A 22692-nucleotide genomic window follows, 5' to 3' on the forward strand; every position below is an offset into this window, starting at 1 on the left:
CGGCGCCTGGCTTCGACGGACCGACGCCACCTGCGGGCGAACCCGGTCGTGCGGGCCGGCCGCCGGCTGCGGGCCGGCGGCGCGCGGGCGCTGGCGGCGGTGGCCGCCTGGCCGCATGTCGTCGAGGTCGCCGCCGGGATGCACCGGTCGAGCGTCCCGGCGACCCCGTCGTCGGTGGTGTGGCGGTCCGGTGCGGCGGTGCTCCGGCACTATGCGGGCGAGCGGGCGGGCTCCGGTCCGCCGGTGCTCGTCGTGCACTCGCTGGTGACCCGCTCCTGGGTCCTGGACCTGGCGCCGGGACGCAGTCTCATTGCGGCCCTGCTCGAAGCGGGCCATGACGTCTACCTGCTCGACTGGGGGACCCCGGGACCCGGTGACGCCGGGCGGGGCTTCGACGACTACGTCGGCACCCTGATGCTCGCCGAGCAGGCGGTCCGCGAGCGCAGCGGCCACGCGGACCTCCACGTGGTGGGCTACTGCCTCGGCGGCACCCTGGCCTTGACCGCGCACGCGGCCCTGGGCGACGGCGGCCTGGCGTCCCTCACCGCGATCGCCCCCTCGATCGACACCGCGGTCGACGGACGCTTGGACGGGATCCTCCGCTCGCTGCGGCTCCCGCCCGTCCTCGCCCTCGACGGGCACGGCCTGGTGCCCGCGGCGCTCATCCGCGAGAGCTTCCACTGGCTCCGCCCGGTCGCGCTCAAGACCGCCCGCCAGACCTGGCGGCGGCGCCGCAATCCGACCTGGCGCGCGGTGGCCGGCCCGGTGTCCCGCTGGGTCTGGGAGCAGACGCCCCTGCCCGGCGCGCTGCTGTTCGACCTCGTCGACTACGCCCGCGGCAACACCCTGGCCGCCGGCACGTGGCACGTCCACGGCCGCCCGGCCCGGCTCGAGCACCTGCAGGTCCCGGTCATGGTCGCCGTCGCCGCGGCCGACCACATCGTCCCGCCGCCCGCAAGCCTCGCCCTCACGGGCCTCCTGTCCCGCCCGCCCCGGGTGGTCACCTGCCCGGGCGGCCACGTCGCCATGCTGACCGGCCTCGCCAGGCGCTCGATCCTGTGCCGGGAACTCCTCGACTTCCTCGCCGCCGCGCGAGATCAGCGGACCCGGTGATCAGGCCGCCGCCGCCACGAGTTCCGGGAGGACTTCGCCGATCGGCAGGCGCAGGACGGCGGACGCGTCCTCGTCGTAGGGGGTCGGTTCGGCGTTGACGATGACGAGCCGGGTGCCGAGGCGGATCGCGAAGTCGCAGAAGCCGGCCGCCGGGTAGACGCCGAGTGAGGTGCCGACGGCGACGAACAGGTCGGCGTCCCGGGTCGCCGCCGCGGCCGTCTCGACGACGTCGGGGTCGAGCTGCTGGCCGAAGGAGACGGTGGCCGACTTCAGGATGCCGCCGCACTCGAGGCAGTGCGGGTCCGCTTCGCCCGCTTCGATTCTCGGGAGGACCTCGGGCATGGGCCTCCGGTCGCCGCAGGCGAGGCAGACGACCTCGCGGGCGGTTCCGTGGAGCTCGACGACCCGGTCCGCGGCGGAGCCGGCCGCCTGGTGGAGGCCGTCGATGTTCTGGGTGAGGATGGCGCGCAGGCGCCCGGTCCGCTCGTAGTCGACGAGGGCCCGGTGGCCGGCGTTCGGTTCGGCCGTCCACACCGGACTCGCCAGGCGCGCCGCCCAGGCCTGCCGCCGCACGTCCGGATCGGCCAGGTAGTTGTCGATCGTGAAGAGGTACTGCGCCGCCGGGTTCTTCGTCCACACCCCCTGCGGTCCCCGGAAGTCGGGGATGCCGGACTCGGTGGAGATCCCGGCCCCGGTCAGCACCACGACCGATTCGGCCTCGGCGAACCACCGGGCCACCGCAGATACGGAAGTCTCGCTCACCTCAAGGAACGTACCGCAGCCGCCCCGGCCGGGCGGATCCGCGCGAGCGGGCGGCGATTGTTATGTGTTCTAGGTCACAATCGACGCGGTGATGTCGAGAATCGCCGGCCGGCCTCGTTCCCCGGCTGAAGGGCTGCGAGAGGCGCGGCCCGGGACTCAGGAGGCGAACATGGCGGTCTACCGAATGGACCACGCGGGTGTCGTGGTCGAGGATCTCGCGGCGGCGGTCGCGTTCTTCGTCGAGCTCGGCCTGGAGCTGGAAGGCGAGGCGACGGTCGAGGGCGAATGGGCCGACAAGCTCATCGGCCTGGACGGCGTCAGGGCCGACATCGCGATGCTGCGGACCCCCGACGGCCACAGCCGGGTCGAGCTGTCGACGTTCGAGCGGCCGGTGTCGACCACGCCGGCGCCGAGCGCGCCGGTGAACGTCCCCGGCATCCCCCGTCTCACGTTCGTCGTCGACGCCGTGGACGACGTCCTCGAGCGGCTGCGTCCCCACGGCGCGGAACTCGTCGCCGAGGTGTCGCAGTACGAGGACATCTACCGGTACTGCTACGTCCGCGGCCCCGCCGGCGTCATCATCGGGCTGTGCGAGGAGCTCCGCCGCGGCGCGTGATCCCGAAACCCTGCATTCCAGCGAGAACCACCGCGCTCGTTCCGGGCGCACCAGACGATAGGAACCGAACATGCGAAAGCTCATCGTCCAGCAGTGGGTCACCGTGGACAACATCGCCGCGGAAGAGGACGGCGGCCTCAGCTTCGTCTCCGGCGAGCCGTTCTCCGACGCGAGCGACCCCGGGTTCAAGGACGACCTGATGGGGTTCATCGACTCGGTCGACACCATGATCCTCGGCGCGAACACCTACGCCCAGAGCAAGGACTACTGGCCGACCGCCGCCGAGCAGGGCGAGTACGGCCTGAAACTCAACAACCTCGCCAAGTTCGTCGCCTCGACGAAGCTGGACGACGCGCCCTGGGGCGACTTCCCCGCGGCGACCGTGACGCGCGACCCGGCCGCCACGGTCCGAACGCTCAAGGAGCAGGCCGGCAAGGACATCTGGCTGTGGGGGAGTCTCACCCTCATGCGCTCCCTCATGGACGCCGGCGAAGTCGACGAGGTCCGGATGCTCGTCTGCCCGGCGACCCGCGGCAAGGGCACCCGCGTCTTCGAGGACCGGCGCGACCTGGAGCCGCTGGAGGCCACCGCGTTCGGGAACGGCGTGGTGCTGCTGCGCTACGCACTCCAGAACGCCCGGCACTGAGAAGGCACCGGAGCGCTCCCCAGCGCGAGTGGCGGCGCGCGGAGGCTGACCCGGGCGGCGGCGCGGTCGCCGTCCGGGTTCCCCGGACGCGGCTCCGCCGCCGGGCCTGACGCGCCTCGGCAGGGGAAGGCGTGGCCGCCCTCCGGCACAATGCGGAGGTGCTGCATGTTCGAGTCATCTCCCCGCCCGCGCTCACCGATGAGGTGGTGCGCATCGCCGCCGCGGACGAAGCGGTCGCCAATGTGATCAAGCTGCCCGGTGTCGCCTACTCGCCCCCAGGCGACTGCGTCGAGTTCGACGTCGCGAGGGAAGGCGCCAACGACATCCTCGAGCGACTGCGGGAGATGGGGATCAAGGAGACCGGCGGCATCGCCGTCGACGAGGTCGACCTCTGGATCTCCGATGCCGCCGAAGAGGCCGTCGAAGCGGCTCCCGGGCATTCGGAGGACGCGGTCGTCTGGGAGGAGCTCTCGGCCCGGACGGCGTCGGAGACGCGCCTGACCTGGTCGTACCTGGTGTTCCTGGTCCTGGCGGTGCAGATCGCGTCGATCGGGGCGCTCCTCGATCAGCCGATCCTCATCGTCGGGGCCATGGTGCTCGGACCGGACTTCGGGCCGGTCGCCGCGCTCTGCTTCGGTGCGCTCCAGCGCGACCTGCGCCTGGCCGCCACGGCGGTCCGCACGCTCCTGGTGGGCTTCGCGGTGGCGATCGCGGTGACCCTGGCCTGCGCGTTCACGAGTCGGCTCATCGGCTGGATCGAGCCGAGCATGCTCGACGACCGACCGCTGACCAGCTTCATCATCCACCCCGACCGCTGGTCGTTCGTCGTCGCGGTGCTCGCGGGCGTGGCGGGCATCCTGTCCATGACCGCGCGGAAGTCCTCCGCGCTGGTCGGCGTCTTCATCTCGGTCACGACCGTGCCGGCGGTCGGCAACATGGCCGTCGCCATCCCGCTCGAGCATTGGAGCGAGGTCGGCGCCTCGTTCGTCCAGCTCGCGGTCAACCTAGCGGGCATGATCCTCGCCGGCATCGTCACGCTCGCCGTTCAACGGGTGGTGTGGACCCGCGGGGGTCAGCTGCAGCAGGTGTCCTGGCTCGGCGTCGACAGCCCCGCGAGGGCGCGCAGGGGCCCGGAGAAGGCTTCGCAGCACAGCGAGTAGACGTTGCTGCGGCCCTTCGGCGTCACGCTGACCAGGCCGAGTTCCCGCAGGGGCGCGAGGTGGTGGGAGACGAGCGTCTGGGCCAGGCCGGTGGCCTCGGTGAGCTCGCGGACCGTGCGCGAGTGCTCCGACAGCAGCAGCACGATCGCGAGCCGGTTCTCGTCGGCGAGGGCCTTGAACTGGGGAGCGAGGTCCTTGGCGTGCTCGATCACCGACGCGTCCGAGACCCCGGGGGCGCTCACGTCGGTCAGTTCGAGTTCGATCGTGCGGCTCATGGAGTCAAGTAAACCACAGAACTTGCTATCAACAGTGTTCGCTGGTATTAATGACGTGAGTTGATGTGACTGCGGTCCTCGCAGTCGCCCGATCGCACAGGAGCCCGCCATGTCCAATCCCACGTCACCTCCGGCATCCACGGTCGCCGTCATCGGCGCCGGACCGGTCGGTCTCGCCGCCGCCGCGCATCTGGTCGAGCGCGGCCTGACCCCGATCGTCCTCGAAGCCGGCGACGGCCCGGCCGACGCGATCCGCCAATGGGGGCATGTGCGCCTGTTCTCCCCGTGGCGCTTCGACATCGACCCGGCCGCGAAGCGACTGCTCGAAGCCCAGGGCTGGACCGCCCCCGACCCGGACGGACTGCCGACCGGCGCCGAACTCATCGACGACTACCTCTCCCCGCTCGCCAAGACCCCGGAACTGTCCCCGCATATCCGCTACGGCACCCGCGCGGTCGCGGTGTCCCGGCTCGGGGTCGACAAGACCCGCACCATCGACCGCGACACCCGCCCCTACCTCGTCCGCACCCGCAGCACCGCGGGCGCATGGGCGGACCTGGTGGTCGACGCGGTCATCGACGCCTCCGGCACCTGGTCGCAGCCCAACCCCCTCGGCGCCCACGGCCTCGCCGCCCCCGGCGAGGACCACGAAGCCGCCTGGGCCGCAGGGCCGCTCCCGGACGTCCTCGGTGCGCAGCGCGACCGCTTCGCGGGCAAGCGAACCCTGGTCGTCGGCATGGGCCACTCCGCCGCGAACACGCTCCTCAACCTCGCCAAGCTCGCCGAGGCCGAACCAGGGACGACCGTGACCTGGGCGATCCGCGGCGCCTCCCCGACCCGCCTCTACGGCGGCGGCGCCGCCGACGCGCTGCCCGCGCGGGGCACGATCGGCACCCGCCTGCGCGAACTGGTCGAAGCCGGCGCGATCGACCTCGTCTCCGGGTTCACCATCGACCGCTTCGAGCCGCATGCCGACGGCTCGGTCGCGGTAGTGGGGAACGTCGGCGGTGCCGAACGCGTCATCGAGGCCGACCAGGTCGCCGCCGCGACCGGATTCCGGCCCGATCTCGGCATGCTGCGCGAGATCCGCCTCGACCTCGACACGATCGTCGAAGCCCCGGCGAAGCTCGCGCCGCTCATCGACCCGAACTTCCACTCCTGCGGCACGGTGCCCCCGCACGGCGAAGCCGACCTCGCCCAGCCCGACGAGGGCTTCTACCTCGTCGGCATGAAGTCCTACGGCCGGGCACCGACCTTCCTCCTCGCCACCGGCTACGAGCAGGTCCGCTCCATCGCCGCCGCCCTCGCCGGGGACCGCGAGGCCGCCGACAAGGTCGAACTCGACCTTCCCGAGACCGGCGTCTGCTCCTCGTCGCGCTCCCTCGAAGCCACCAGCATCGCCGACGCCGCGGAAGGCGCGGGCTGCTGCGGCACCAGCGCCGAAGCGGACTCGGGCTGCGGCACCGGCAAGGACGCGTCGGCGGGCGGCTGCGGCACGTCGCGGCCCGAGCCGGTCGCGGTCAATGCGCGCGGACTCGCCACCGGCGTCCTCCACGGCCGCTCGGGCGAACGCCGAGAACTCCCGCAGCTGAGCGGCGGCTGCTGCGGCTAGGGCCTGTCCCCGGAATCAGAACGGTCGTCAAACGGTCTGTTCGCCCGCTCCCCGCGTCGTCGGGGCCTCCCGATGCAACCGGCATCTGGAGGCCCCTTCGCCTTGTGGGCGAACGAACGGACTCGGCTACCGCCTCGCCTTCACGGGACGGGCCCCACGTCGGAAGCGTCCGTCCATGGCGCCCGGCCGGACGCCTCGAATCCAGCCGGGCGCGGCCGCCCAACGCGTTCCGCCTCGTCGCGGCCTGCGATCCGGCGCTCTCTGGTGCGCGGCGTGCGGCGCGCCGGGGGAACCGCGCCGATCGCCGCTTCCCGCCCGGATCGCCCCCGGTCCTCCCCTCCGGATGAACCCCGCTTGAACGCTCGGCCACGTCTCGGCCTCCGGACTTGCCGGCTGCTTAGGCACTCGTCAAACTAGACGCATGTCGAAGCAGCCCCTGCCCCTCCTGAGCGCCGCCGAACTCGAGGACTGCCGCGTCCCCCTGGTCGCCGAACCGCTAACCGCTTCGCAGGCGGAGCGACTCGCGCCGTCGTTCAAAGCGCTCGGGGACCCGGTGCGGCTGCGGCTGCTCTCGCTCATCGCCTCCCATGCGGGAGGCGAGGTGTGCGTGTGCGACCTGACCGAGGCGTTCGACCTCACCGCTCCGACCATCTCCCACCACCTCAAGGTCCTCAAGGAGATCGGTCTGGTCACCTCCGAACGCCGCGGCACCTGGGTCTACTACCGCGCCGAACCGGCCGCACTCGAACTGCTCTCCACCGTCCTCTCGGTCCCTCAAGGCGCGGCCGCATGACCGCGACCACCGAAGCGCCCGCGACGGGCGGTCGGCTCTCCACCCTCGACAGGTACCTGCCGGTCTGGATCGGCGCCGCCATGCTCGCCGGGATCGCGCTCGGCCAGTGGATCCCCGCCGTCGGCGAGGCGCTGAACGCGGTCCAGATCGGCGGGATCAGCCTCCCGATCGCGGCCGGGCTCCTGGTCATGATGTATCCGGTCCTGGCGAAGGTCCGCTACGACAAGCTCGACCCGGTCACCGCCGACAAGCGGCTCCTGGTCGCCTCGATGGTCCTCAACTGGCTCATCGGCCCCGCGCTCATGTTCGCCCTTGCGTGGGTCTTCCTACCCGACCTCCCGGCGTTCCGGACGGGCCTGATCATCGTCGGCCTCGCCCGCTGCATCGCCATGGTCGTCATCTGGAACGACCTCGCCTGCGGCGACCGCGAAGCCGCCGCCGTCCTCGTCGCCCTGAACTCGGTCTTCCAGGTCGTCGCCTTCGGCGCCCTCGGCTGGCTCTACCTCGACGCCCTTCCGCGCCTGCTCGGCCTCGACGCCACGGGACTCGACGTCTCCGGCCGGGAGATCGCCCTCAACGTCGCGGTGTTCCTCGGCGTGCCGCTCGCCGCCGGCTACCTGACCCGCCGCATCGGCGAGCGCCGCAAGGGCCGCGACTGGTACGAGGACCGGTTCCTGCCCCGGATCGGGCCGTTCGCCCTCTACGGGCTCCTGTTCACCATCGTCGTGCTGTTCGCCCTCCAAGGCGAGGCGATCGTCGCCCGGCCGATGGACGTCGTCCGCATCGCACTTCCGCTGCTGGTCTACTTCGCGGTCATGTGGGCCGGGTCCTTCGCCTTCGGCAAGGCCGTCGGCCTGGGCTACGGGCGCACCACGACGCTCGCGTTCACCGCCGCGGGCAACAACTTCGAACTCGCCATCGCCGTCGCGATCGCCACCTTCGGCGCCGCCTCCGGCCAGGCCCTCGCCGGAGTCGTCGGCCCGCTCATCGAGGTCCCGGTCCTTGTCGGCCTCGTCTACGTGAGTCTGCGGGCGCGCCGCTCCTTCCGCCCGCCCGCGACCCGGGAAGCCTGACCATGCCCGACCGTATGCCCGACACCGCAAAGGAAGCCGCCATGTCCTCGAAGCCCTCGGTCCTCTTCGTCTGCGTCCACAACGCCGGCCGCTCCCAGATGGCCGCGGGGTGGCTCGGCCATCTCGCGGGCGACCGCGTCGAGGTCCGCTCCGCCGGGTCCGCGCCCGCGTCGAGCGTCAACCCGGTCGCCGTCGCGGCGATGAAGGAGGTCGGCATCGACATCGCCGACCAGAAGCCGAAGATCCTCACCACCGAGGCGGTCGAAGCCGCCGACGTGTGCATCACCATGGGCTGCGGCGACGCCTGCCCGGTCTTCCCCGGGAAGCGCTACCTGGACTGGACCCTGGACGACCCCGCAGGCCAGGGCATCGAAGCCGTCCGACCCATCCGCGACGAGATCAAGACCCGCATCGAGGGCCTCATCGCCGAACTCTTCCCCGAGGAGTCGAGGGCCTAGGGGGAAGGAACGGGCCGGCCCCTCGCTGGGCCGGCCCGCTCTGGTTTCCCTTGCGGGTCAAGCGATCTTCCGGCGGTAGACGATCATCGCGGCCGTGGAGAGGATGCGGACGAGCGTGCTCTTGCCGGCGCCGTTCGAGCCGAGCAGCGCGAAGATGCCGCCGCGCACGACCTCGAAGTCGACGCCCTTGAGGACGTGGACGTCCTGGTAGGACTTCTGGACGCCCTGGATCAGGATCGCGGGCGGCACTGGGGTGTTCATGGCTCCTTGCTTCGGTGGAGGGGAGAGGGTGAGCCGCTGGCCGAGGTCGAGCACGGGGTCGAGCACGACCCCTACTCGCAGTAGACCTTCACCGTCATGTCGGCCTGGTCGACGTCGACGGTGAGCTCGTCGAGGGCGTCGACGAGCTCCTCGAGCTGCTGCGGTTTGAGCTCGCCCAGGTCGAACGGGACGCCCACCTTGGCGAGCTCGGTGTTGACCTGGACGACCGCCCGCGGCGGGATGAGGCTCGTGAGCCGGACCCCGGCGCGCAGGAGCCGGAGCGGCACCCGGACGTTGACCCGGAACTCGCCGTCGACCTCGTCGTTGAAGTTCGCGATGACACGCAGGTACTTGGGGCGCGACGACTTCGCACGGACCCGGGCCCCCGGCGCGGGGTCGGACTCCTCGGGCTCGATCGCGGCCAGGAGGCGCTCGGCCTCGTCGGCGGTGATCTTGTTCTCGGCCAGCATCTGGAGGATCTGGCGGCGCTGCTCGTTCATGGTGGTGGTTTCCTTTCCCGGTCTCATCTGATCCCGAGGAACACGGCGGTGCCGTGCATCTCGAGCTCGAACCTGGTGCCCGGCAGCGTCCAGAGGACCCGCCCGATCCCGCCGAGCATTCGGAGCGGGCTCATGTCGAAGAGGAGGCAGGCGACGACGCCTCCGATCACCGCGAGCACCAGCAGCGGCGAGAGCAGCAGGGCCACCGGGACCACGGGGATCCACAGCCGCCGGACGCGGTTTCCTCTGCGGCGCCAGCGGACGGTGACGAGCTGCGGGATCATCGCGGCTTCTCCAGCTCCGCCAGAGCCTCGTCGACGCTGAGCTCGCCGCGGCGGAGCCGTTCGATGACGTCGGCGCCGGACGGCGCCGGGTCGGTCTCGACGAAGTCGAGGTGCGCGGCGATCCGGTTCAACCGCGCCTTGACCGTCGGGTAGCTGACCCCGAAGATCCGCTCCATCTCCTTGATCGAGCCGTGCGACCTGACGAACGCTGCGACGAACACCTGGTCGTCGGCGCTGAGCTGGGCCAGCTGCGGCGGCTCGAACTCGCCTTCGACCGCGATGCCGCTCTCGACGAGCCGCACCCGTTCGACGACGAACTCCTGCCCTCCCGTCAGGTCCGTCAGCTCCTGCCAGTCCATCCCGGCTCCTTCACTCTCAACGATGACGTCCTTCATTTCTATCTTAAGATTCTTAAGGAGTCAACGGTGAGAGTTTAATTTTTCTGAGGTTCGGATTCATTCTCTGTGAATCGCAAGGGCTGAATCAATGCACATCAGTCGAAGCCAGGACTTATCGGGAAGTCGTCGCCGCTGTCCGGGCGGCGCCGCAGCGATAGGGCGGCGGGATACGGCTCATGCCGGCGAACTCGTCGTCGTGATCGCGCGCGGTCCTCGCCGCCTGCCGCGTCGCGGCGCACCGGGACCGCCGCGCTCCAGGCGCCGTTCCCGCCGGTGTCCCGCCGGTCTTCCGCCTCGCACGCCACTTCGTTCACAGGCAGACTCGTGGTGTCCGCCCGATCCCGATCGAAAGGACCGGGGCGCGTCCCGTCATGGACTGCGGGGACACTCTCAGCCGGATTCCGGTTCCCGTCGGCGCGAGTCGCCGAGAACCGCCGCCCGGGAACCAGCCGTGGGGGGGGCCCCCCCCGGGGGCCCCCCCCCGGGGGGGGGGCCGACACCGCCGGGGGGGCCGGGGGCCCCCCCCCCCCCCCCCGGCCCCCCGGGGGGGGCCGCCCCCCCGGGGCCCCCACCACGGCTTTGCGTCCGGCTCACTCGTCGGGGACGAAGTCGCCGATCAGGTGCAGGTTCTGGATGGCGGCCATGCCCCACTGGGCGGCGTCGTTGGTGGCCATGCGCGGCCACCAGTCGGTCGGGTTCAAGGTGGTCTCGACCCGTTCGAAGGCGGGCCAGTCCTCCAGGTCGCCCTTCCAGTACTCGGCCTGGGTCCGGAACACCTTCCAGGCGTGGCGGGCCTGCGACTCGTCGCCGGTGCGGGCGTAGACCTGCGCATTGCCGCGCGTGTACGCCCACAGGAACAGGTCGCCGAATCGGCCGCCGTACTCGGCCTCCTGCTCGGCGCGGGTGGCGGTGTAGAAGCGGCTGTAGCGGAGCCAGTCGGCCTCGAACGCGGGCATGTCGACCTGCTGGAGCAGTTCGGCGACGATCTCGAAGCGCCCGAAGCCGCTGGAGAGGTTGGACCGCTCGACCACGGGGGTCTCGCTGACGGCGTACCGGCCGGTCTCCATGTTGTACGGCGCCGAGCCCTGCGCGAAGCCGTTCGGCTGGGCGGCGATCGTCTCCATCGTGCCGAGCACCTTGTCCCGGCACCACTCCCATTCGGGTCCGCGCCGCTCCCATTCGGTGAGCCAGGCCGCCGCGAGCGGCGCCCAGCTCGTGCCGAAACCGATGTCGAGCGCGGTCGGGTCGGGGACCCACGGGTCGGCCTCGGGGTCGCGGATCTTGCGGCCGGTGTCGAGCACGAGCGCGGTCTTCTCCGAGTCGTGGAGGAAGCGCAGGATGCCCCCGACCCGCTCGTCGGCGGTCAGGTAGTAGAAGTAGCGCCAGTAGTTCGCGTTCGCGATGCGCACCTGCTTGGACGAGTCGCCCCAGTGCATGACGCCGTGCCGCGTGCCCAGGCCCGCCCATTCGCCGATGTGGTAGGTGTTCACCTCGGTGGTCTTGCGGGTCATGGCCTCGGCGAAGCGGAACGCGTCGGCGCGGCCGGTGTGCAGGTAGTACTGCCACAGCCACTGGTCGGTGGAGAACTCGGAGTTGTCCCAGGCGTAGCCGCCGACGTCGTAGCGCCACACCTTGCGGTCGCCGTCCTGGGAGTGCATGACGTCGCCGTAGTCCCAGAACCCGTACCAGTGCCGCTGGTCCTGGGCGGCCCGGTAGTACGCGAAGTTCGCGTCGAGGAGGTCCTCCGTGTACTCCTTGAACGGGTGCGAGCGGTCCACGGGCCCGACGAGGCCGCCGAAGGCGCCGGCGGCGGACAGGTGCTCGGGCGGGGCGACGACCTGCGGCTGGGCGCGGACGGCGTCGGCCATCGCGCCGAGGCGCTCGGCCGAGGGGGTCGCGTCGAGCGCCCAGAACAGCAGCTCGCCGGTGCGGGCGACGCCGTAGGGGGTGTCGAAGCCCGGTTCGTAGTCCTCGTAGGTGATCTCGAGGGCGTCGAGCTGCTTCGCGTAGGTGTCCTGGCCGAGGCCGTCGTGGTAGAACCGGTTGTCCATCGGCTGCGCCTCGGGCGACCAAAGCCACACGGTCACGACGGCCTCGTCGGTGTGCGCGCCGCGGATGTCGAGCCCGGACGGGTGGCGCTGCCAGAAGTCCTTCAGGCCGAACCCGAACCCGCCGGAGACGCCGCCGACGTATCCGAAGCCGGAGGCGCGGCGGCCCTGGTCGACCGGGACCCACCCGTGGCCTTCCTTGGTGCGCTTCTTGATCGCGAAGCCCTCACTGGTGAGCTGGGTGAGCGAGTAGTCGCCCCAGTCGGGGATCCAGTGGAGCCGGGTGGTCACCCGCTGGTCCCATGTGGACGGGTCGGGGAGTGCCCGCCCGGCGATCTGGGCCTCCCGGACGGCCCGCCCGGGGTCGCGGCGCATGCCGGTGACCGGCTTGACGGCCTCGGTGAGCTGCCCGTGGCCTTCGCCGACGAAGCGGACGTGGCGGTCGTACGCGGCGTCGGTGAGCGGGACCTTGAAGCGCACGCCGAGGCCGGCGATGAACGCGTCGCCGCCGTCGGAGTCGTAGACGAACGTGTGCACCATCCGGAAGGACTCGCCGCCGGCGTAGAAGTACAGGCGGACGGTGAACGGCAGCCAGGAGCGGCCGCGGCCGCGGATCTTGCGGTGGTTGCCGTCGATGCGGATCACCGCCCGGACCGGTCCCTCCTGCTCGATCGCGACCTCCTCGATCTCCGAGGTGTAGCGCTCGCGGGTGACCGACCCGGTCTCGGGTTCGGGGGGCTCGGTCTGGGTGATGTTCACGAGGTGGCCGGCCTCGGCGATGGTGCGGTCGCCGCGCTTGACGTGCTTGACGAGGTCGGTGCCGCTCTTGCCGATCCGGGCGGTGATGACGCCGGTCGAGACGTCGATGTGGTTGCGGGACTCGGTGACCGTGACGGGGGTCGCGGGGGCGGCGGGCTCCCCGGCTTCGAGCGTGAACGACTCGTGGGTCGCGGCCGGGCCGATCGCGTGGGCGGTCCACTTGAGGGAGCCGTCGGGCCAGTAGGCGAGGGGCCAGGTCTGGACCGGGACGGCCGACCCGTCGGCGCCGGTGAGCCGGAACGCCTGGTCCTCGGGGAAGCGGCCCGGGCCCCAGGGGACGCCCCAGGTCGAGCCGGGGGACTCGGCGGGGGCGCCTTCGAGCCACTTCAGTTCGACCGACTCGGGGCCGGGATCGGTGGCCGGTCCGGTGGTCTGGGCGTGCGCGGGGGAGGGCTCGAACAGCGCGGCCGCGGCGGCGACGCCGGCCGTCGTCGCGAGGACGCCGCGGCGACTGAATCCGGTGCGCGGCAACGGGTCCGCCTCCGGTGAAGTGCTTGACATGGAACCTCCAAGGGGAAGCGAGTCGAAGATCGATGTAAATCGTTTTAACTCAGGGGGTTCAATATAGTCACCTGTCGATGTATCGTCAAGCGATCGAGGGTGCGCCCCATCCGACCGACGGAGGCATCGCCGGCCGGGTCTGGCGGCAAGCCCGTTCCACCGGCATACTTGGAGCGATCATGAAAACGTTTAAGCGAACCCGGCGTTCGCGATTGAAGATCACCGCAGTCGCGGTCGCCCTGGCGACCGCCGCCGCGGGCTTCGCGGTGAACGCCGCGACCTCGCACGCCCAAGACGGCAGGTACGAGGCGGAGCGCTCGCCCGCCACCTGCGAAGGCACGGTCGACACGAACCACTCCGGGTACTCCGGAGACGGCTTCTGCAACACCCCCAACGCGGCCGGCACCGCGGTCGCGTTCACCTTCAACGCGCCCCAGGCGGGCGACGCGACCATCGAGATCGGCCACGCCAACGGCGGGAGCGACACCCGCGCCGCCGACGTCCAGGTCAACGGCTCGACCGTCCGGGCCGGCCTCGGGTTCCCGAGCACCGGCGCATGGAACTCCTGGTCGGGCACCACGCTCACCGTGCCGGTGAAGGCCGGCGCCAACACCGTGCGGCTCGTCGCCACCACCGCCTCGGGCCTCGCCAACATCGACTACCTCGACGTCGTCATCGGCGGCGGCCCGGCCGAGGGCTCCCGCCAGATGGAGGACCTCGGCCGCGGCGTCGTCGCCGTGCGCAACGGCCGCAACGTCCTGGTCAGCTGGCGCCTGCTCGGGCTCGATCCCACCGGCATCGGCTTCAACGTCTACCGCTCTGCCGCCGGGGGCTCATGGACGAAGCTCAACAGCCAAGTCCTCACCGGCGGGACCAACTACACCGACACCACCGCGAACCTCACGCAGTCCAACGCCTACCGCGTCACCCCCGTCGTCAACGGGTCCGAGCAGGCCGCAAGCGGCTCGTTCACGCTGACCGCCAACCACGCCGATGAACCGATCGTCCGCATCCCCCTGCGTGACGGCGGCCCGATCCACTTCACCTGGGTCGGCGACCTCGACGGCGACGGCGAATACGACTACGTGGTCGACCGCCAGACCTCCCCGCAGTCGATCGAGGCGTACTCGAGCGACGGCGACTTCCTCTGGGAAGTCGACATGGGGCCCAACAGCACCGACCAGAACAACATCGAAGGCGGCTCGTCCACCATCAACGTCGGCCACAACGACGGCGTCACCGTCTACGACTTCGACGGCGACGGCCGATCCGAGGTCGCGGTCAGGATCGCCGACGGCGTGACGTTCGGCGACGGCACCAGGTTCAACCACGCCAACGACAACGAGCAGTTCATCGCCATCCTCGACGGGCGGACCGGCGCGCTGCGCGACTCGGCGAAGGTGCCGACCGACTACCTCTCCGACGGCCCCATGTACGCCAGGTTCGTCGCCTGCCACCTCGACGGCACCACGCCGAGCCTGGTCGCGTTCATGAAGAACCGGATCGGCAACGGCGGATTCAACCTTATGGTCACCGCCTGGGAGTTCGACGGCGCCAACGTCGACATGCAATGGAAGTGGCTGCGCGGCAACGGGAACCACCCCGACGGCCACAACAGCCGCTGCATCGACGTCGACGGGAACGGCACCGACGAGTTCGCCGAGATCGGATTCGTGCTCAACGGCGACGGCACTCTCAAGTACTCACTGGGCTCGCAGGGCGTCATCCACGGCGACCGGTTCCACATCGCCGACATCGACCCGGCCAACCCGGGCCTCGAAGGCTACGGCGTCCAGCAGAACAACCCGAGCGGCCTGCGCGAGTACTACTACGACGCCGCGACCGGCCAGATGATCTGGAAGCACACCCTCAGCGGCACCGCCGACGTCGGCCGCGGCATGGCCGGCGACATCGACCCCCGCTTCCCCGGCATGGAGGTCTGGTCCTTCGACGGCCTCTACAACGCCTCTGCCAACCGGCTCACCACCGACAGCGGCAACGCACCCTGGCCGCAGATGGGCCTGTGGTGGGACGGCGACATCACCATGGAGCTGTTCAACGCCGGCAAGATCGAGCAGTGGGACTGGAACAACCCCACCCCGAGCGGCAGCCTGCCGCGGCTGGAATCCACCTGGAACTACGGCGGGGTCCTCGGACCGCGCAGCCAGCCCACGCTCATCGCCGACGTCTTCGGCGACTGGCGCGAGGAGGTCGTGCTCCCGAACGGCTCCTACGACGAGCTGCTCGTCTTCACCACCGATCAGCCGAGCGACATCCGGCTGTACACCCTGGCCCACAACCCGGCCTACCGCAACGACATGACCGTCAAGGGCTACATGCAGTCCCACCACACCGACTACTACCTCGGCTCGGGCATGCCCACCCCGCCCCGGCCGCCGATCACCTACTGACCGACCGCGGGGCCGCCGCCTCCCCGGCGGCCCCGCCCGACCCCATGGACTGAACCCTGTGACCACTCCCTTGCGGGCCTTCGGCCCGCTCGACCAGACCCGCACCGGATGGCAGGCCGCCGCGACCGCCCTCGGACGGCCCGCGGTGGCGCTCGCCGCCGAAGGACCGGACGCGATGCCGGTGACCATGTCGAACCACTCCCACCGCGAGAACTGGTTCGAACTGCTCACCCGCCCGCTGTGGGGCCTGGCCGCAGCCGCCGAGGCGGTCCCGGACGACCTCTGGGACGCCCTCGCCGCGACGCTCTCCCGGGCCCTCGACCCCGGCGACGACTGGTACGCCGGCGACTTCGGCGACGGCGACCAGCGCTGCGTCGAGGCCGCCGCCGTCGGCTGGGCCCTCGCCACCGTCCCCGAGAAACTCTGGGAGCCCCTGGAGCCCAAGGCGAAGGACCACACCGTCGCCTGGCTCTCGCAGGCGTACAGGACCGGAGTGGTTGACAACAACTGGCACTACTTCCCGGTCTTCGCCGGCCACGGCCTCGACGCGGTCGGCGCCGACCGCGACCCGGCCGTGGCCGAGGCCCACCTCGACCGCATCGGCGAGTTCCACCTCGGCGGCGGCGCCTTCAAGGACGGCCCCCAGGGCCGGGTCGACTACTACAACCCGTTCGCCTTCCACACCTACGCACTGCTGCACTACCGGATCGGCGGCGACGACCGGTTCGTCGGACCCGCCGCCGACTTCGCCCGCAGCTTCCGCTCCTGGTTCGCCGCCGACGGCGCGGCCGTCCCCTACGGGCGCAGCATGGGCTACCGCTTCGCCCAAGGGTCGCTGTGGGGCGCGCTGGCCGCCGCCGACGTGGAGGCCGTCCCGTGGGCCGAGGCCGCGGGCTTCAGCCGCCGCCTGCTCGAATGGTGGTGGGACAAGCCGATCCTCACCCCCGACCACCGCCTGACGGTCGGCTACGGCTACCCGAACGACGCCCTCGTCGAGCAGTACCTCACCGCCGGGTCCCCGTGGTGGGCCGCGAAGGTCTTCACCGGCCTCCTCGCCCCGGCCGACCATCCCTTCTGGACCACCGAGGCGGCGGTCCCGGGGCCGGTCACCGAGGCGGACCCGGCCGCGGCATCGGTCCATGTGCGCGACGCCGGCGGCAACGTCACCCGCCTCAACGGCCAGTCCTGGCGCGCGAAGATGCGCGGCGGCCGCGACACCTACGCGCGCCTGGCCTACTCCTCGCTCGCCGGCTTCTCCCACGCCGTCGACGGTCCCGGCCTCGAGGCCGCCGCCCCCGACGGCGCGCTCGTGCTCTCCGAGGACGGCGTCCACTGGCGCGGCCGCGAGGACGCCGACTCCTGCGCGATCGACTGGAGCGGCCGCCTCACGACCGTCTGGCGGCCCTGGGAGGACGTCACCGTCACCTCGGTGCTCGAGGCGTTCGAGGACGGCTGGCACACCCGGACCCACGTCATCGAGACCGGCCGGCGCCTGCGCACCGGCGAAGGCGGCTGGTGCGTGCCGCGCGACGGCAGCGAGACCGCCGTGGCCGACGACCGCGCCGCCGCCGTCTCCCGCGGCATCCGCAGCGAGGCCCTCGACGACGGCGGGAACCGCCGGGCCGGACTCGTCTGGCCCATGCCCGGCACCCACCTGTACTGGCCCGCAACGGTCCTGCCGGTGCTCACCGGCGAGCTCGGCCCCGGCCGGCACGTCTACCGGGCCCGGTTCTTCGCCGGAAGGGAGTGAGCGCGGCCCGAACCGGACCGGCCGCCTTGACAGCCGCTGAAAGCGCGTTCTAAGGTGGCCGCATTGAAAGTTAAAACGATTTAACTACGACGATCCCAACCCCCATCCCTCACAAAGGAGTTCAACGATGAGCAGCCCGATCCGCCGCCGGACCCTCCTCACCGGCACCACCGCCACCGCCGCCCTCGCCGCCGCCACCGCCTGCGGCGACGACGGGCCCGCCGGCACCGCCGACGACCCCGTCGAGATCACCTTCGAATGGTGGGGCGACGACGCCCGCGCCGAGGTCACCAAGCAGGCCGTCGATCTCTTCATGCAGAAGAACGAAGGCATCAAGGTCACCACCAACTTCGCCGACTACCCCGCCTACTGGGAGAGCCTCACCGGCCGCATGGCCTCCCGCGACCTGCCCGACGTCTTCCAGATGGACTACCCGCGCCTGCGCCAGTTCGGCGGCAACGGCATGCTCATGCCCCTCGACGACCTCGTCGACACCGCCGCCTTCCGCGACGGCGTCCTCGACACCGCCGAACTCGACGGGCAGCTCATCGCGGTCCCGGTCGGCACCAACGTCTTCGGCCTCATCTACCGCCCGGACTGGTTCGCGGAGTACGGCATCCCCGTGCCCGAGACCGGCTACTCCTGGACCGACTACGCCGCACTCGTCCGGACCCTCACCGGCGCCCTCGGCGACGGCCGCTGGGGCGGCAGCGACTGGACCGGCTCCTACCTCCTCGCCGAACTCTGGCTGCGCCAGCAGGGCGGCAGCTTCTACTCCGACGACGCCGCGAGCCTCAACTTCACCCGCGAGCAGCTCGCCGAATGGTGGAGCCTCGCGGCGCCGCTCCAGGCCGACGGCTCCGTCCCCTCCCCGGAGGAGGCGGCCGCCGAGAACGCGCCCGGCGTCGCCGCCGGCACCGTCGCCACCGAGATGCGCTGGGACACCGCAATCAACGGCTACTGGCCCACGATCACCGAGAGCGGCGGCACGCTCGGCATCATCGCCCCGCCCACCGCCGACCCGGCCAACCTCGCCCTCCACCTGCGGCCCTCGATGCAGTTCGTCATCGCCGCCAATTCCGAGCAGCCCGAACCGGCCGCCAAGCTCATCGAGTTCCTCCTCGGCGACCCCGAGGCCGCCGCGATCCTCGGCACCAACCGCGGCATCCCGTCCACCACCGCCGCCCTGGAGAGCGTCGAACTCGACGAGGCGTCGCAGCTCGTCCTGGACTACGAGGCCGGCGTCGAGCAGCACCTCGCGGGCGCGCCGGTCGTGCCGCCCGCCGCCGCCGGCGCCATCGAAGCCAAGTTCACCGAGATCTACCAGCAGGTCCAGTACGGCGAGATGACCGCCGCCGAAGCCGCCGACCTCTTCTTCACCGAAGCCGAGACGCTCTTCGCCAGCGAGCAGTAAGCCGTCCCCGGGGCGGGGAGCGACGATGAGGGGCCGCTCCCCGCCCGACCGCGCCCCACCGCGGCCCCGAACTTGACACGCCGCCGCCCGCGGGGAATCATTGTTTCAGGAACCGTTCTCAGAAAACCCTGAAGCAAAGGCGGACAGCTTGGCGCGCAAAGGGACCAGCACCGGCGACGGCAAGCGCCACACCACCATCCGCGAGGTCGCCGAACGCGCCGGCGTCTCCGTCGCCACCGTCTCCCGCATCCTCTCCGGCACCTACCCGGCCGCCCCCGCCACCCGCGCCAAGGTCATGCGCGCCGTCGAAGAACTCGACTACGTCGCCAACCACCACGCCCGCGCACTCCAGGGCACCACCCGCAAGAGCATCGCCATCATCGTCAACTCGGTGATCTCCCCCCACTACGCCCATGTCGCCCAAGGCGTCCAGACCCAGGCCGCCGAGGACGCCCGCCTCTGCCAGATCGGCACCACGGGCGGCGACGCCGAACGCGAACTCGCCATGGTCCAGTTCATGCGCGAGCAGCACCCCGAGGCCGTCATCCTCGTCGGCAACGTCAACGCCGACGACGAGTACCGCGCCCGCATGAGCCGCTACGCCCACGCGCTCGCGGCGATCGGCTCGCGGCTCGTCCTGTGCGGCCGGCCGCCGCTCGGCCCCGACGCCCCCGCCGTCGTCGTCGAGTACGACAACACCGGCGGCGCCTTCGCCGCCACCGGCCACCTGCTCTCCAACGGCCACCGGCGCATCCTCTACCTCGGCCGCCGCCCCGGCTACACCACCGCCGACGCCCGCATCGAGGGCTACCGCGGCGCCCTGGCCGCCTACGGCGTCCCGCACGACCCCGGCCTCGAAGCCGACGGCACCTTCGAGCGCTTCGAGGGCTACCGGATGATGCAGGAGCGCCTCGCCGCCGGAGCGCCCGACTTCACCGCCGTGTTCGCCGCGAACGACCAGATCGCCGCCGGCGCCCGCCAGGCCCTGCTCGAACGCGGCCTCACCGTCCCCGGCGACGTCTCCCTCGTCGGCTTCGACGACCTCCCTCCCGCCGCCGACATCGACCTCACCACCGTCTACCAGCCCCACGAGGAGCTCGGCCGCACCGCCGTGCGCCTCGCCCTCGAGCACGCCCGCAACGGCGGCCCGCCCCCGCACACGGTCCTCGGCGCCCATCTGGTCATCCGCGGCTCGGTCCGCCCCGTCGTCCCCGCATAGCAGTGGCACAATCGCCTCCGACGCAACGGAAGGATCGGACATGACCGCGCACATCGAGGCCGTCGTCTTCGACGTCCTGGGCACCATGGTCGACGAGGCCCGCGGGCTCGCGGACGCCATCCGCGAAGCCGCGCCCGACGCCGACACCGATGCGCTGCTCGACCTGTGGCAGCGCCACGTCGAACGCGAGCAGGACCGCATCGTCAAGGGCGAGCGGCCCTTCGCGACGGCCGACGCCATCGACAGCGAAGCCGCCGGCGCCGTCGCCGAGCGCGCCGGGGTCACCGACGCGGCCGCCCTCGCCCGGCTCGCCTCCGCCGGCCGGCGCCACCCCGCCTGGGACGACTCGGCGGCGGGCCTCGAGCGGCTCGCCCGCCGGTACCCGGTGCTGGCCCTGTCGAACGCGAACCGGGCCGCGCTCCTGCACCTGAGCGCCAACGCCGGCCTGCGATGGCACCAGGCGCTCTCGGCCGAGGACGCCCGCACGTACAAGCCCGCGCCCGAGGTGTACCGGCTCGCCGTCGAAGCGGTCGGCTGCCCGCCCGAGCGCCTGCTCATGGTCGCCGCCCACGCCTGGGACCTGCGCGGTGCCCAGGGCGTCGGGATGCGCACGGCCTACCTCCGCCGCCCGGTCGGCGACCCGCCCGCGCCGGGGGACGCCTTCGACCGGCACGCCGAGAGCCTCGGCGAACTCGCCGAGGCTCTCGAAGCGGACTAGTCCCGGCCCGCGGGCCGGCCGACGGGTCAGGTCGGAATGCCGGGCGGTTCGACGTCGCCGCGCCAGCCGCCGGTCTCGCCGCCGCGGTGCTCGATGAAGTCCTTGAAGCGCCGCATGTCGCCCTTGACGCGGCGGTCGAGGACGCCGATCTTGTCGGCCGCCTTCTCGACGAAGCCCTCAGGGTCGATCTCCATCTGCGCCGTGACGCGCGTGGTGGCGTCGTCGAGGCGGTGGAACGTGACGACGCCCGCGTGGACCGGCCCGGAGACGGACTTCCAGGCCACCCGCTCGTCGGGGTGCTGCTCGGTGATGGCGGCGTCGAACTCGCGGGTGACCCCGCCGATGCTCGTGCGCCAGTGCGTCAGCGTGTCCCCGATCTGCTGGACCTCCTCGACGCCCTCCATGAAGGACGGGAAGGTCTCGAACTGGGTCCACTGGTTGTACGCCGTTGAGACCGGGACTTCAACGTCGACTGATTCGGTGATGGTGCTCAAGGCACATCCTCCTTCGGTCGCGGAACGCGCCGGTCGGCGCGTCGTCTTCCGGTCCGGGGTTACCCCGCGGCCGTTCGCCGCACACCTGGGCCCGCGCCGCGGCTCCGGGTCGCAGCCGCTTCCGGCCCTCGGGCCAGGCCCTACAGGGCGGTGGGGACCCGGGTGGTGACGAGGCCGACGTCGCTGAGGAAGCGTTCGAGCGCGATCGTCGCGATCCCGGTGGCCACCGAGTTGCCGCGCACGGTCGACACCTGGACCTCCAGGTCGGCGGCCGCGTCCCCGGGCGCCTCCTCGACGACGCTGCGGCGCACGGCCGGCACCAGGTGGTCGCCGAGGGCCCACACGGTCCAGCCGGTGAGCGTGATCGTCTCGGGATTGACGATCGCGACGAGGTCGGCGAGCGCGGCCCCTAGGTAGCGGGCGGTGAGCCGGATCGTCTCGGTGACGGCCGGGTCCGGTTCGGGCGGCTCCAGCGCGGCGGCGAGGGCGTCGATGAAGTCACGCTGGAGCGGCACCGCCGCGAGCGGGTGCCCGGGGGCGATCGCTCCCAGGGTCTGCTGGATGCCCAGCGCGCCCACGTACGCCTCGACGCAGCCGTTGCGCCCGCACCGGCAGGCGCGGCCGTCGAGGGCGAGGAGGCTGTGGCCCCATTCGCCCGCGAAGTTGGTGGCGCCGCGCAGGATCGCGCCGTTGAGGATGATCCCGGCGCCGACGCCGGTCCCGAGGTTCACGGTGATGGTGCTCGAGTGCCGGCGGCCCTCGCCGAACCACAGCTCCGCGGTGGCGATGGCCTTGAGCGGGTTGTCGATCACGATCGGCAGGTCGAGGCGTTCGCGGAGCCGGTCGACGTGGCGCCAGGCCGCGTTCGGCATGACGGGCGCCGCGCCGCCCCAGCGCTGCATGGAGCCGGGGAGCGAGATGCCGACCCCGAGCACCTCGCCCCGCGGCGTGCCCGCCTGCGCGAGCGCGGCGTCGACGGCGCGGGCGATGCCGTCGACGACCTCTTCGGTCTCGTCGTGCCGCTCGTCGGCGGCGATCTCGGCGGAGGCGGTCTCATCGAGGGCGGCGTCGAACACGACCGCCCTGATGTACGTCTCCGCGACGTCGACGCCGACGATGCGGCCGCGGTCCTGGTTGAGCCGCAGGAGGGTGGTGGGCCGCCCGACGCGTCCGCTCGCGACGCGGGCCTCGGTGACGATCCCGCCCGAGAGCAGGTCGCTGACGACCGTGGCGACGGTCGCGGTGCTCAGGCCCGTGGTGCGCGCGAGCTCGTTGCGGGTCGTCTCGCCCGCGGCGAGCAGCGCGTGCAGCACGTCGAGCCGCGATTCGCTGCGTATGTCGCGCGAGGTGCGCCTGGTGGGGGCCAT

At 71.8% G+C, this 22692-nt stretch carries 21 protein-coding genes and 1 pseudogene; 13 read left to right on the plus strand and 9 right to left on the minus strand.

What is annotated here, in order from left to right; translation table 11 throughout:
- Positions 1-1113 (plus strand): alpha/beta fold hydrolase (locus tag GFD30_RS15610; protein WP_153026134.1); only part of this gene is annotated, 1113 nt, incomplete at its 5' end.
- On the opposite strand, the gene GFD30_RS15615 is transcribed toward GFD30_RS15610, so the two are convergent.
- Complete coding sequence (locus GFD30_RS15615; RefSeq protein ID WP_322633290.1) at positions 1114-1875, minus strand: SIR2 family NAD-dependent protein deacylase; 762 nt, start codon at positions 1873-1875, stop codon at positions 1114-1116. It lies immediately after the preceding gene.
- Positions 1876-2044: 169 nt separating this feature from the next.
- On the opposite strand from GFD30_RS15615, the gene GFD30_RS15620 reads away from it, so the two are divergent.
- The 3 genes from GFD30_RS15620 (at position 2045) to GFD30_RS15630 (ending at position 4297) form a co-directional block, all read left to right on the plus strand.
- On the plus strand, positions 2045-2491 hold the full coding sequence (locus GFD30_RS15620; RefSeq protein WP_153026135.1) for a VOC family protein: 447 nt from the start codon (positions 2045-2047) through the stop codon (positions 2489-2491).
- Positions 2492-2561: 70 nt separating this feature from the next.
- Positions 2562-3137, plus strand: a complete 576-nt coding sequence (locus tag GFD30_RS15625) for a dihydrofolate reductase family protein (RefSeq protein WP_153026136.1) — start codon at positions 2562-2564, stop codon at positions 3135-3137.
- Between the two features lie 158 nt (positions 3138-3295).
- A complete protein-coding gene (locus GFD30_RS15630) occupies positions 3296-4297 on the plus strand; it encodes a DUF389 domain-containing protein (RefSeq protein ID WP_322633291.1) in 1002 nt (333 codons plus the stop codon).
- Here the strand turns inward: GFD30_RS15630 and GFD30_RS15635 are convergent.
- Positions 4210-4572, minus strand: coding sequence for an ArsR/SmtB family transcription factor (locus GFD30_RS15635; RefSeq protein ID WP_153026137.1), 363 nt, complete (start codon positions 4570-4572; stop codon positions 4210-4212). The genes GFD30_RS15630 and GFD30_RS15635 overlap by 88 nt on opposite strands.
- Before the next feature lie 109 nt (positions 4573-4681).
- On the opposite strand from GFD30_RS15635, the gene GFD30_RS15640 reads away from it, so the two are divergent.
- From GFD30_RS15640 to GFD30_RS15655, 4 genes are all read left to right on the plus strand, one after another.
- Entirely contained in the window at positions 4682-6184 is a 1503-nt protein-coding gene (locus GFD30_RS15640; protein WP_153026138.1) for an FAD-dependent oxidoreductase, read from the plus strand.
- A 421-nt stretch (positions 6185-6605) separates the two neighbouring features.
- Positions 6606-6977: an ArsR/SmtB family transcription factor gene (locus GFD30_RS15645; RefSeq protein ID WP_153026139.1), complete on the plus strand. Its 372-nt coding sequence runs from the start codon at positions 6606-6608 to the stop codon at positions 6975-6977.
- The gene (arsB, locus tag GFD30_RS15650; RefSeq protein WP_153026140.1) at positions 6974-8050 is read left to right on the plus strand and encodes an ACR3 family arsenite efflux transporter; all 1077 of its coding nucleotides are present in this window, start codon (positions 6974-6976) and stop codon (positions 8048-8050) included. Before GFD30_RS15645 ends, arsB begins: the two co-directional genes overlap by 4 nt.
- A gap of 41 nt (positions 8051-8091) precedes the next feature.
- Positions 8092-8508: an arsenate reductase ArsC gene (locus GFD30_RS15655; protein WP_153026141.1), complete on the plus strand. Its 417-nt coding sequence runs from the start codon at positions 8092-8094 to the stop codon at positions 8506-8508.
- Positions 8509-8601: 93 nt separating this feature from the next.
- Here GFD30_RS15655 and GFD30_RS15660 read toward each other — a convergent pair.
- The 5 genes and pseudogenes from GFD30_RS15660 to GFD30_RS15680 all read right to left on the minus strand — a co-directional run.
- A pseudogene (locus GFD30_RS15660) lies at positions 8602-8769 on the minus strand (ATP-binding cassette domain-containing protein); the annotation flags it as partial.
- Between the two features lie 71 nt (positions 8770-8840).
- Positions 8841-9269 carry an SHOCT-like domain-containing protein gene (locus GFD30_RS15665; RefSeq protein WP_153026143.1) on the minus strand — a complete coding sequence of 143 codons (429 nt, stop codon included), beginning with the start codon at positions 9267-9269 and terminating at the stop codon, positions 8841-8843.
- A gap of 23 nt (positions 9270-9292) precedes the next feature.
- A complete protein-coding gene (locus tag GFD30_RS15670; protein ID WP_153026144.1) occupies positions 9293-9553 on the minus strand; it encodes a hypothetical protein in 261 nt (86 codons plus the stop codon).
- Complete coding sequence (locus GFD30_RS15675) at positions 9550-9912, minus strand: DUF2089 domain-containing protein (RefSeq protein ID WP_153026145.1); 363 nt, start codon at positions 9910-9912, stop codon at positions 9550-9552. The genes GFD30_RS15670 and GFD30_RS15675 overlap by 4 nt, the downstream gene beginning before the upstream one ends.
- A 629-nt stretch (positions 9913-10541) precedes the next feature.
- Complete coding sequence (locus GFD30_RS15680) at positions 10542-13319, minus strand: exo-rhamnogalacturonan lyase family protein (protein ID WP_153026146.1); 2778 nt, start codon at positions 13317-13319, stop codon at positions 10542-10544.
- A gap of 212 nt (positions 13320-13531) precedes the next feature.
- Here GFD30_RS15680 and GFD30_RS15685 point away from each other — a divergent pair, with 212 nt between their 5' ends.
- The 5 genes from GFD30_RS15685 to GFD30_RS15705 all read left to right on the plus strand — a co-directional run bounded on the left by GFD30_RS15685 (position 13532) and on the right by GFD30_RS15705 (position 20831).
- Positions 13532-15730: a rhamnogalacturonan lyase family protein gene (locus GFD30_RS15685; RefSeq protein WP_194201990.1), complete on the plus strand. Its 2199-nt coding sequence runs from the start codon at positions 13532-13534 to the stop codon at positions 15728-15730.
- A gap of 58 nt (positions 15731-15788) precedes the next feature.
- A complete protein-coding gene (locus GFD30_RS15690; protein WP_153026148.1) occupies positions 15789-17480 on the plus strand; it encodes a DUF2264 domain-containing protein in 1692 nt (563 codons plus the stop codon).
- A gap of 127 nt (positions 17481-17607) precedes the next feature.
- Positions 17608-18894 (plus strand): ABC transporter substrate-binding protein, encoded by a 1287-nt coding sequence (locus GFD30_RS15695; RefSeq protein WP_153026149.1) that lies wholly within the window; start codon positions 17608-17610, stop codon positions 18892-18894.
- Positions 18895-19042: 148 nt separating this feature from the next.
- Positions 19043-20113, plus strand: coding sequence for a LacI family DNA-binding transcriptional regulator (locus tag GFD30_RS15700; protein WP_153026150.1), 1071 nt, complete (start codon positions 19043-19045; stop codon positions 20111-20113).
- Between the two features lie 40 nt (positions 20114-20153).
- Complete coding sequence (locus GFD30_RS15705; protein WP_153026151.1) at positions 20154-20831, plus strand: haloacid dehalogenase type II; 678 nt, start codon at positions 20154-20156, stop codon at positions 20829-20831.
- A 26-nt stretch (positions 20832-20857) separates the two neighbouring features.
- Here the strand turns inward: GFD30_RS15705 and GFD30_RS15710 are convergent, their stop codons facing one another.
- Positions 20858-21325, minus strand: a complete 468-nt coding sequence (locus tag GFD30_RS15710; RefSeq protein WP_153026152.1) for an SRPBCC family protein — start codon at positions 21323-21325, stop codon at positions 20858-20860.
- Between the two features lie 140 nt (positions 21326-21465).
- Positions 21466-22692 carry an ROK family transcriptional regulator gene (locus GFD30_RS15715; RefSeq protein WP_153026153.1) on the minus strand — a complete coding sequence of 409 codons (1227 nt, stop codon included), beginning with the start codon at positions 22690-22692 and terminating at the stop codon, positions 21466-21468.

Source organism: Glycomyces albidus (genome assembly GCF_009451885.1).
In the GTDB taxonomy this organism is placed as follows: domain Bacteria; phylum Actinomycetota; class Actinomycetes; order Mycobacteriales; family Micromonosporaceae; genus Glycomyces; species Glycomyces albidus.

Excerpts from the sequence above, each read along its gene's own strand:
- GFD30_RS15620 (WP_153026135.1), top strand. The coding sequence starts at position 2,045 with ATGGCGGTCTACCGAATGGACCACGCGGGTGTCGTGGTCGAGGATCTC.
- GFD30_RS15625 (WP_153026136.1), top strand. The coding sequence starts at position 2,562 with ATGCGAAAGCTCATCGTCCAGCAGTGGGTCACCGTGGACAACATCGCC.
- GFD30_RS15635 (WP_153026137.1), bottom strand. The coding sequence starts at position 4,572 with ATGAGCCGCACGATCGAACTCGAACTGACCGACGTGAGCGCCCCCGGG.
- GFD30_RS15640 (WP_153026138.1), top strand. The coding sequence starts at position 4,682 with ATGTCCAATCCCACGTCACCTCCGGCATCCACGGTCGCCGTCATCGGC.
- GFD30_RS15645 (WP_153026139.1), top strand. The coding sequence starts at position 6,606 with ATGTCGAAGCAGCCCCTGCCCCTCCTGAGCGCCGCCGAACTCGAGGAC.
- arsB (WP_153026140.1), top strand. The coding sequence starts at position 6,974 with ATGACCGCGACCACCGAAGCGCCCGCGACGGGCGGTCGGCTCTCCACC.
- GFD30_RS15655 (WP_153026141.1), top strand. The coding sequence starts at position 8,092 with ATGTCCTCGAAGCCCTCGGTCCTCTTCGTCTGCGTCCACAACGCCGGC.
- GFD30_RS15665 (WP_153026143.1), bottom strand. The coding sequence starts at position 9,269 with ATGAACGAGCAGCGCCGCCAGATCCTCCAGATGCTGGCCGAGAACAAG.
- GFD30_RS15670 (WP_153026144.1), bottom strand. The coding sequence starts at position 9,553 with ATGATCCCGCAGCTCGTCACCGTCCGCTGGCGCCGCAGAGGAAACCGC.
- GFD30_RS15675 (WP_153026145.1), bottom strand. The coding sequence starts at position 9,912 with ATGGACTGGCAGGAGCTGACGGACCTGACGGGAGGGCAGGAGTTCGTC.
- GFD30_RS15680 (WP_153026146.1), bottom strand. The coding sequence starts at position 13,319 with ATGTCAAGCACTTCACCGGAGGCGGACCCGTTGCCGCGCACCGGATTC.
- GFD30_RS15695 (WP_153026149.1), top strand. The coding sequence starts at position 17,608 with ATGAGCAGCCCGATCCGCCGCCGGACCCTCCTCACCGGCACCACCGCC.
- GFD30_RS15705 (WP_153026151.1), top strand. The coding sequence starts at position 20,154 with ATGACCGCGCACATCGAGGCCGTCGTCTTCGACGTCCTGGGCACCATG.
- GFD30_RS15715 (WP_153026153.1), bottom strand. The coding sequence starts at position 22,692 with ATGGCCCCCACCAGGCGCACCTCGCGCGACATACGCAGCGAATCGCGG.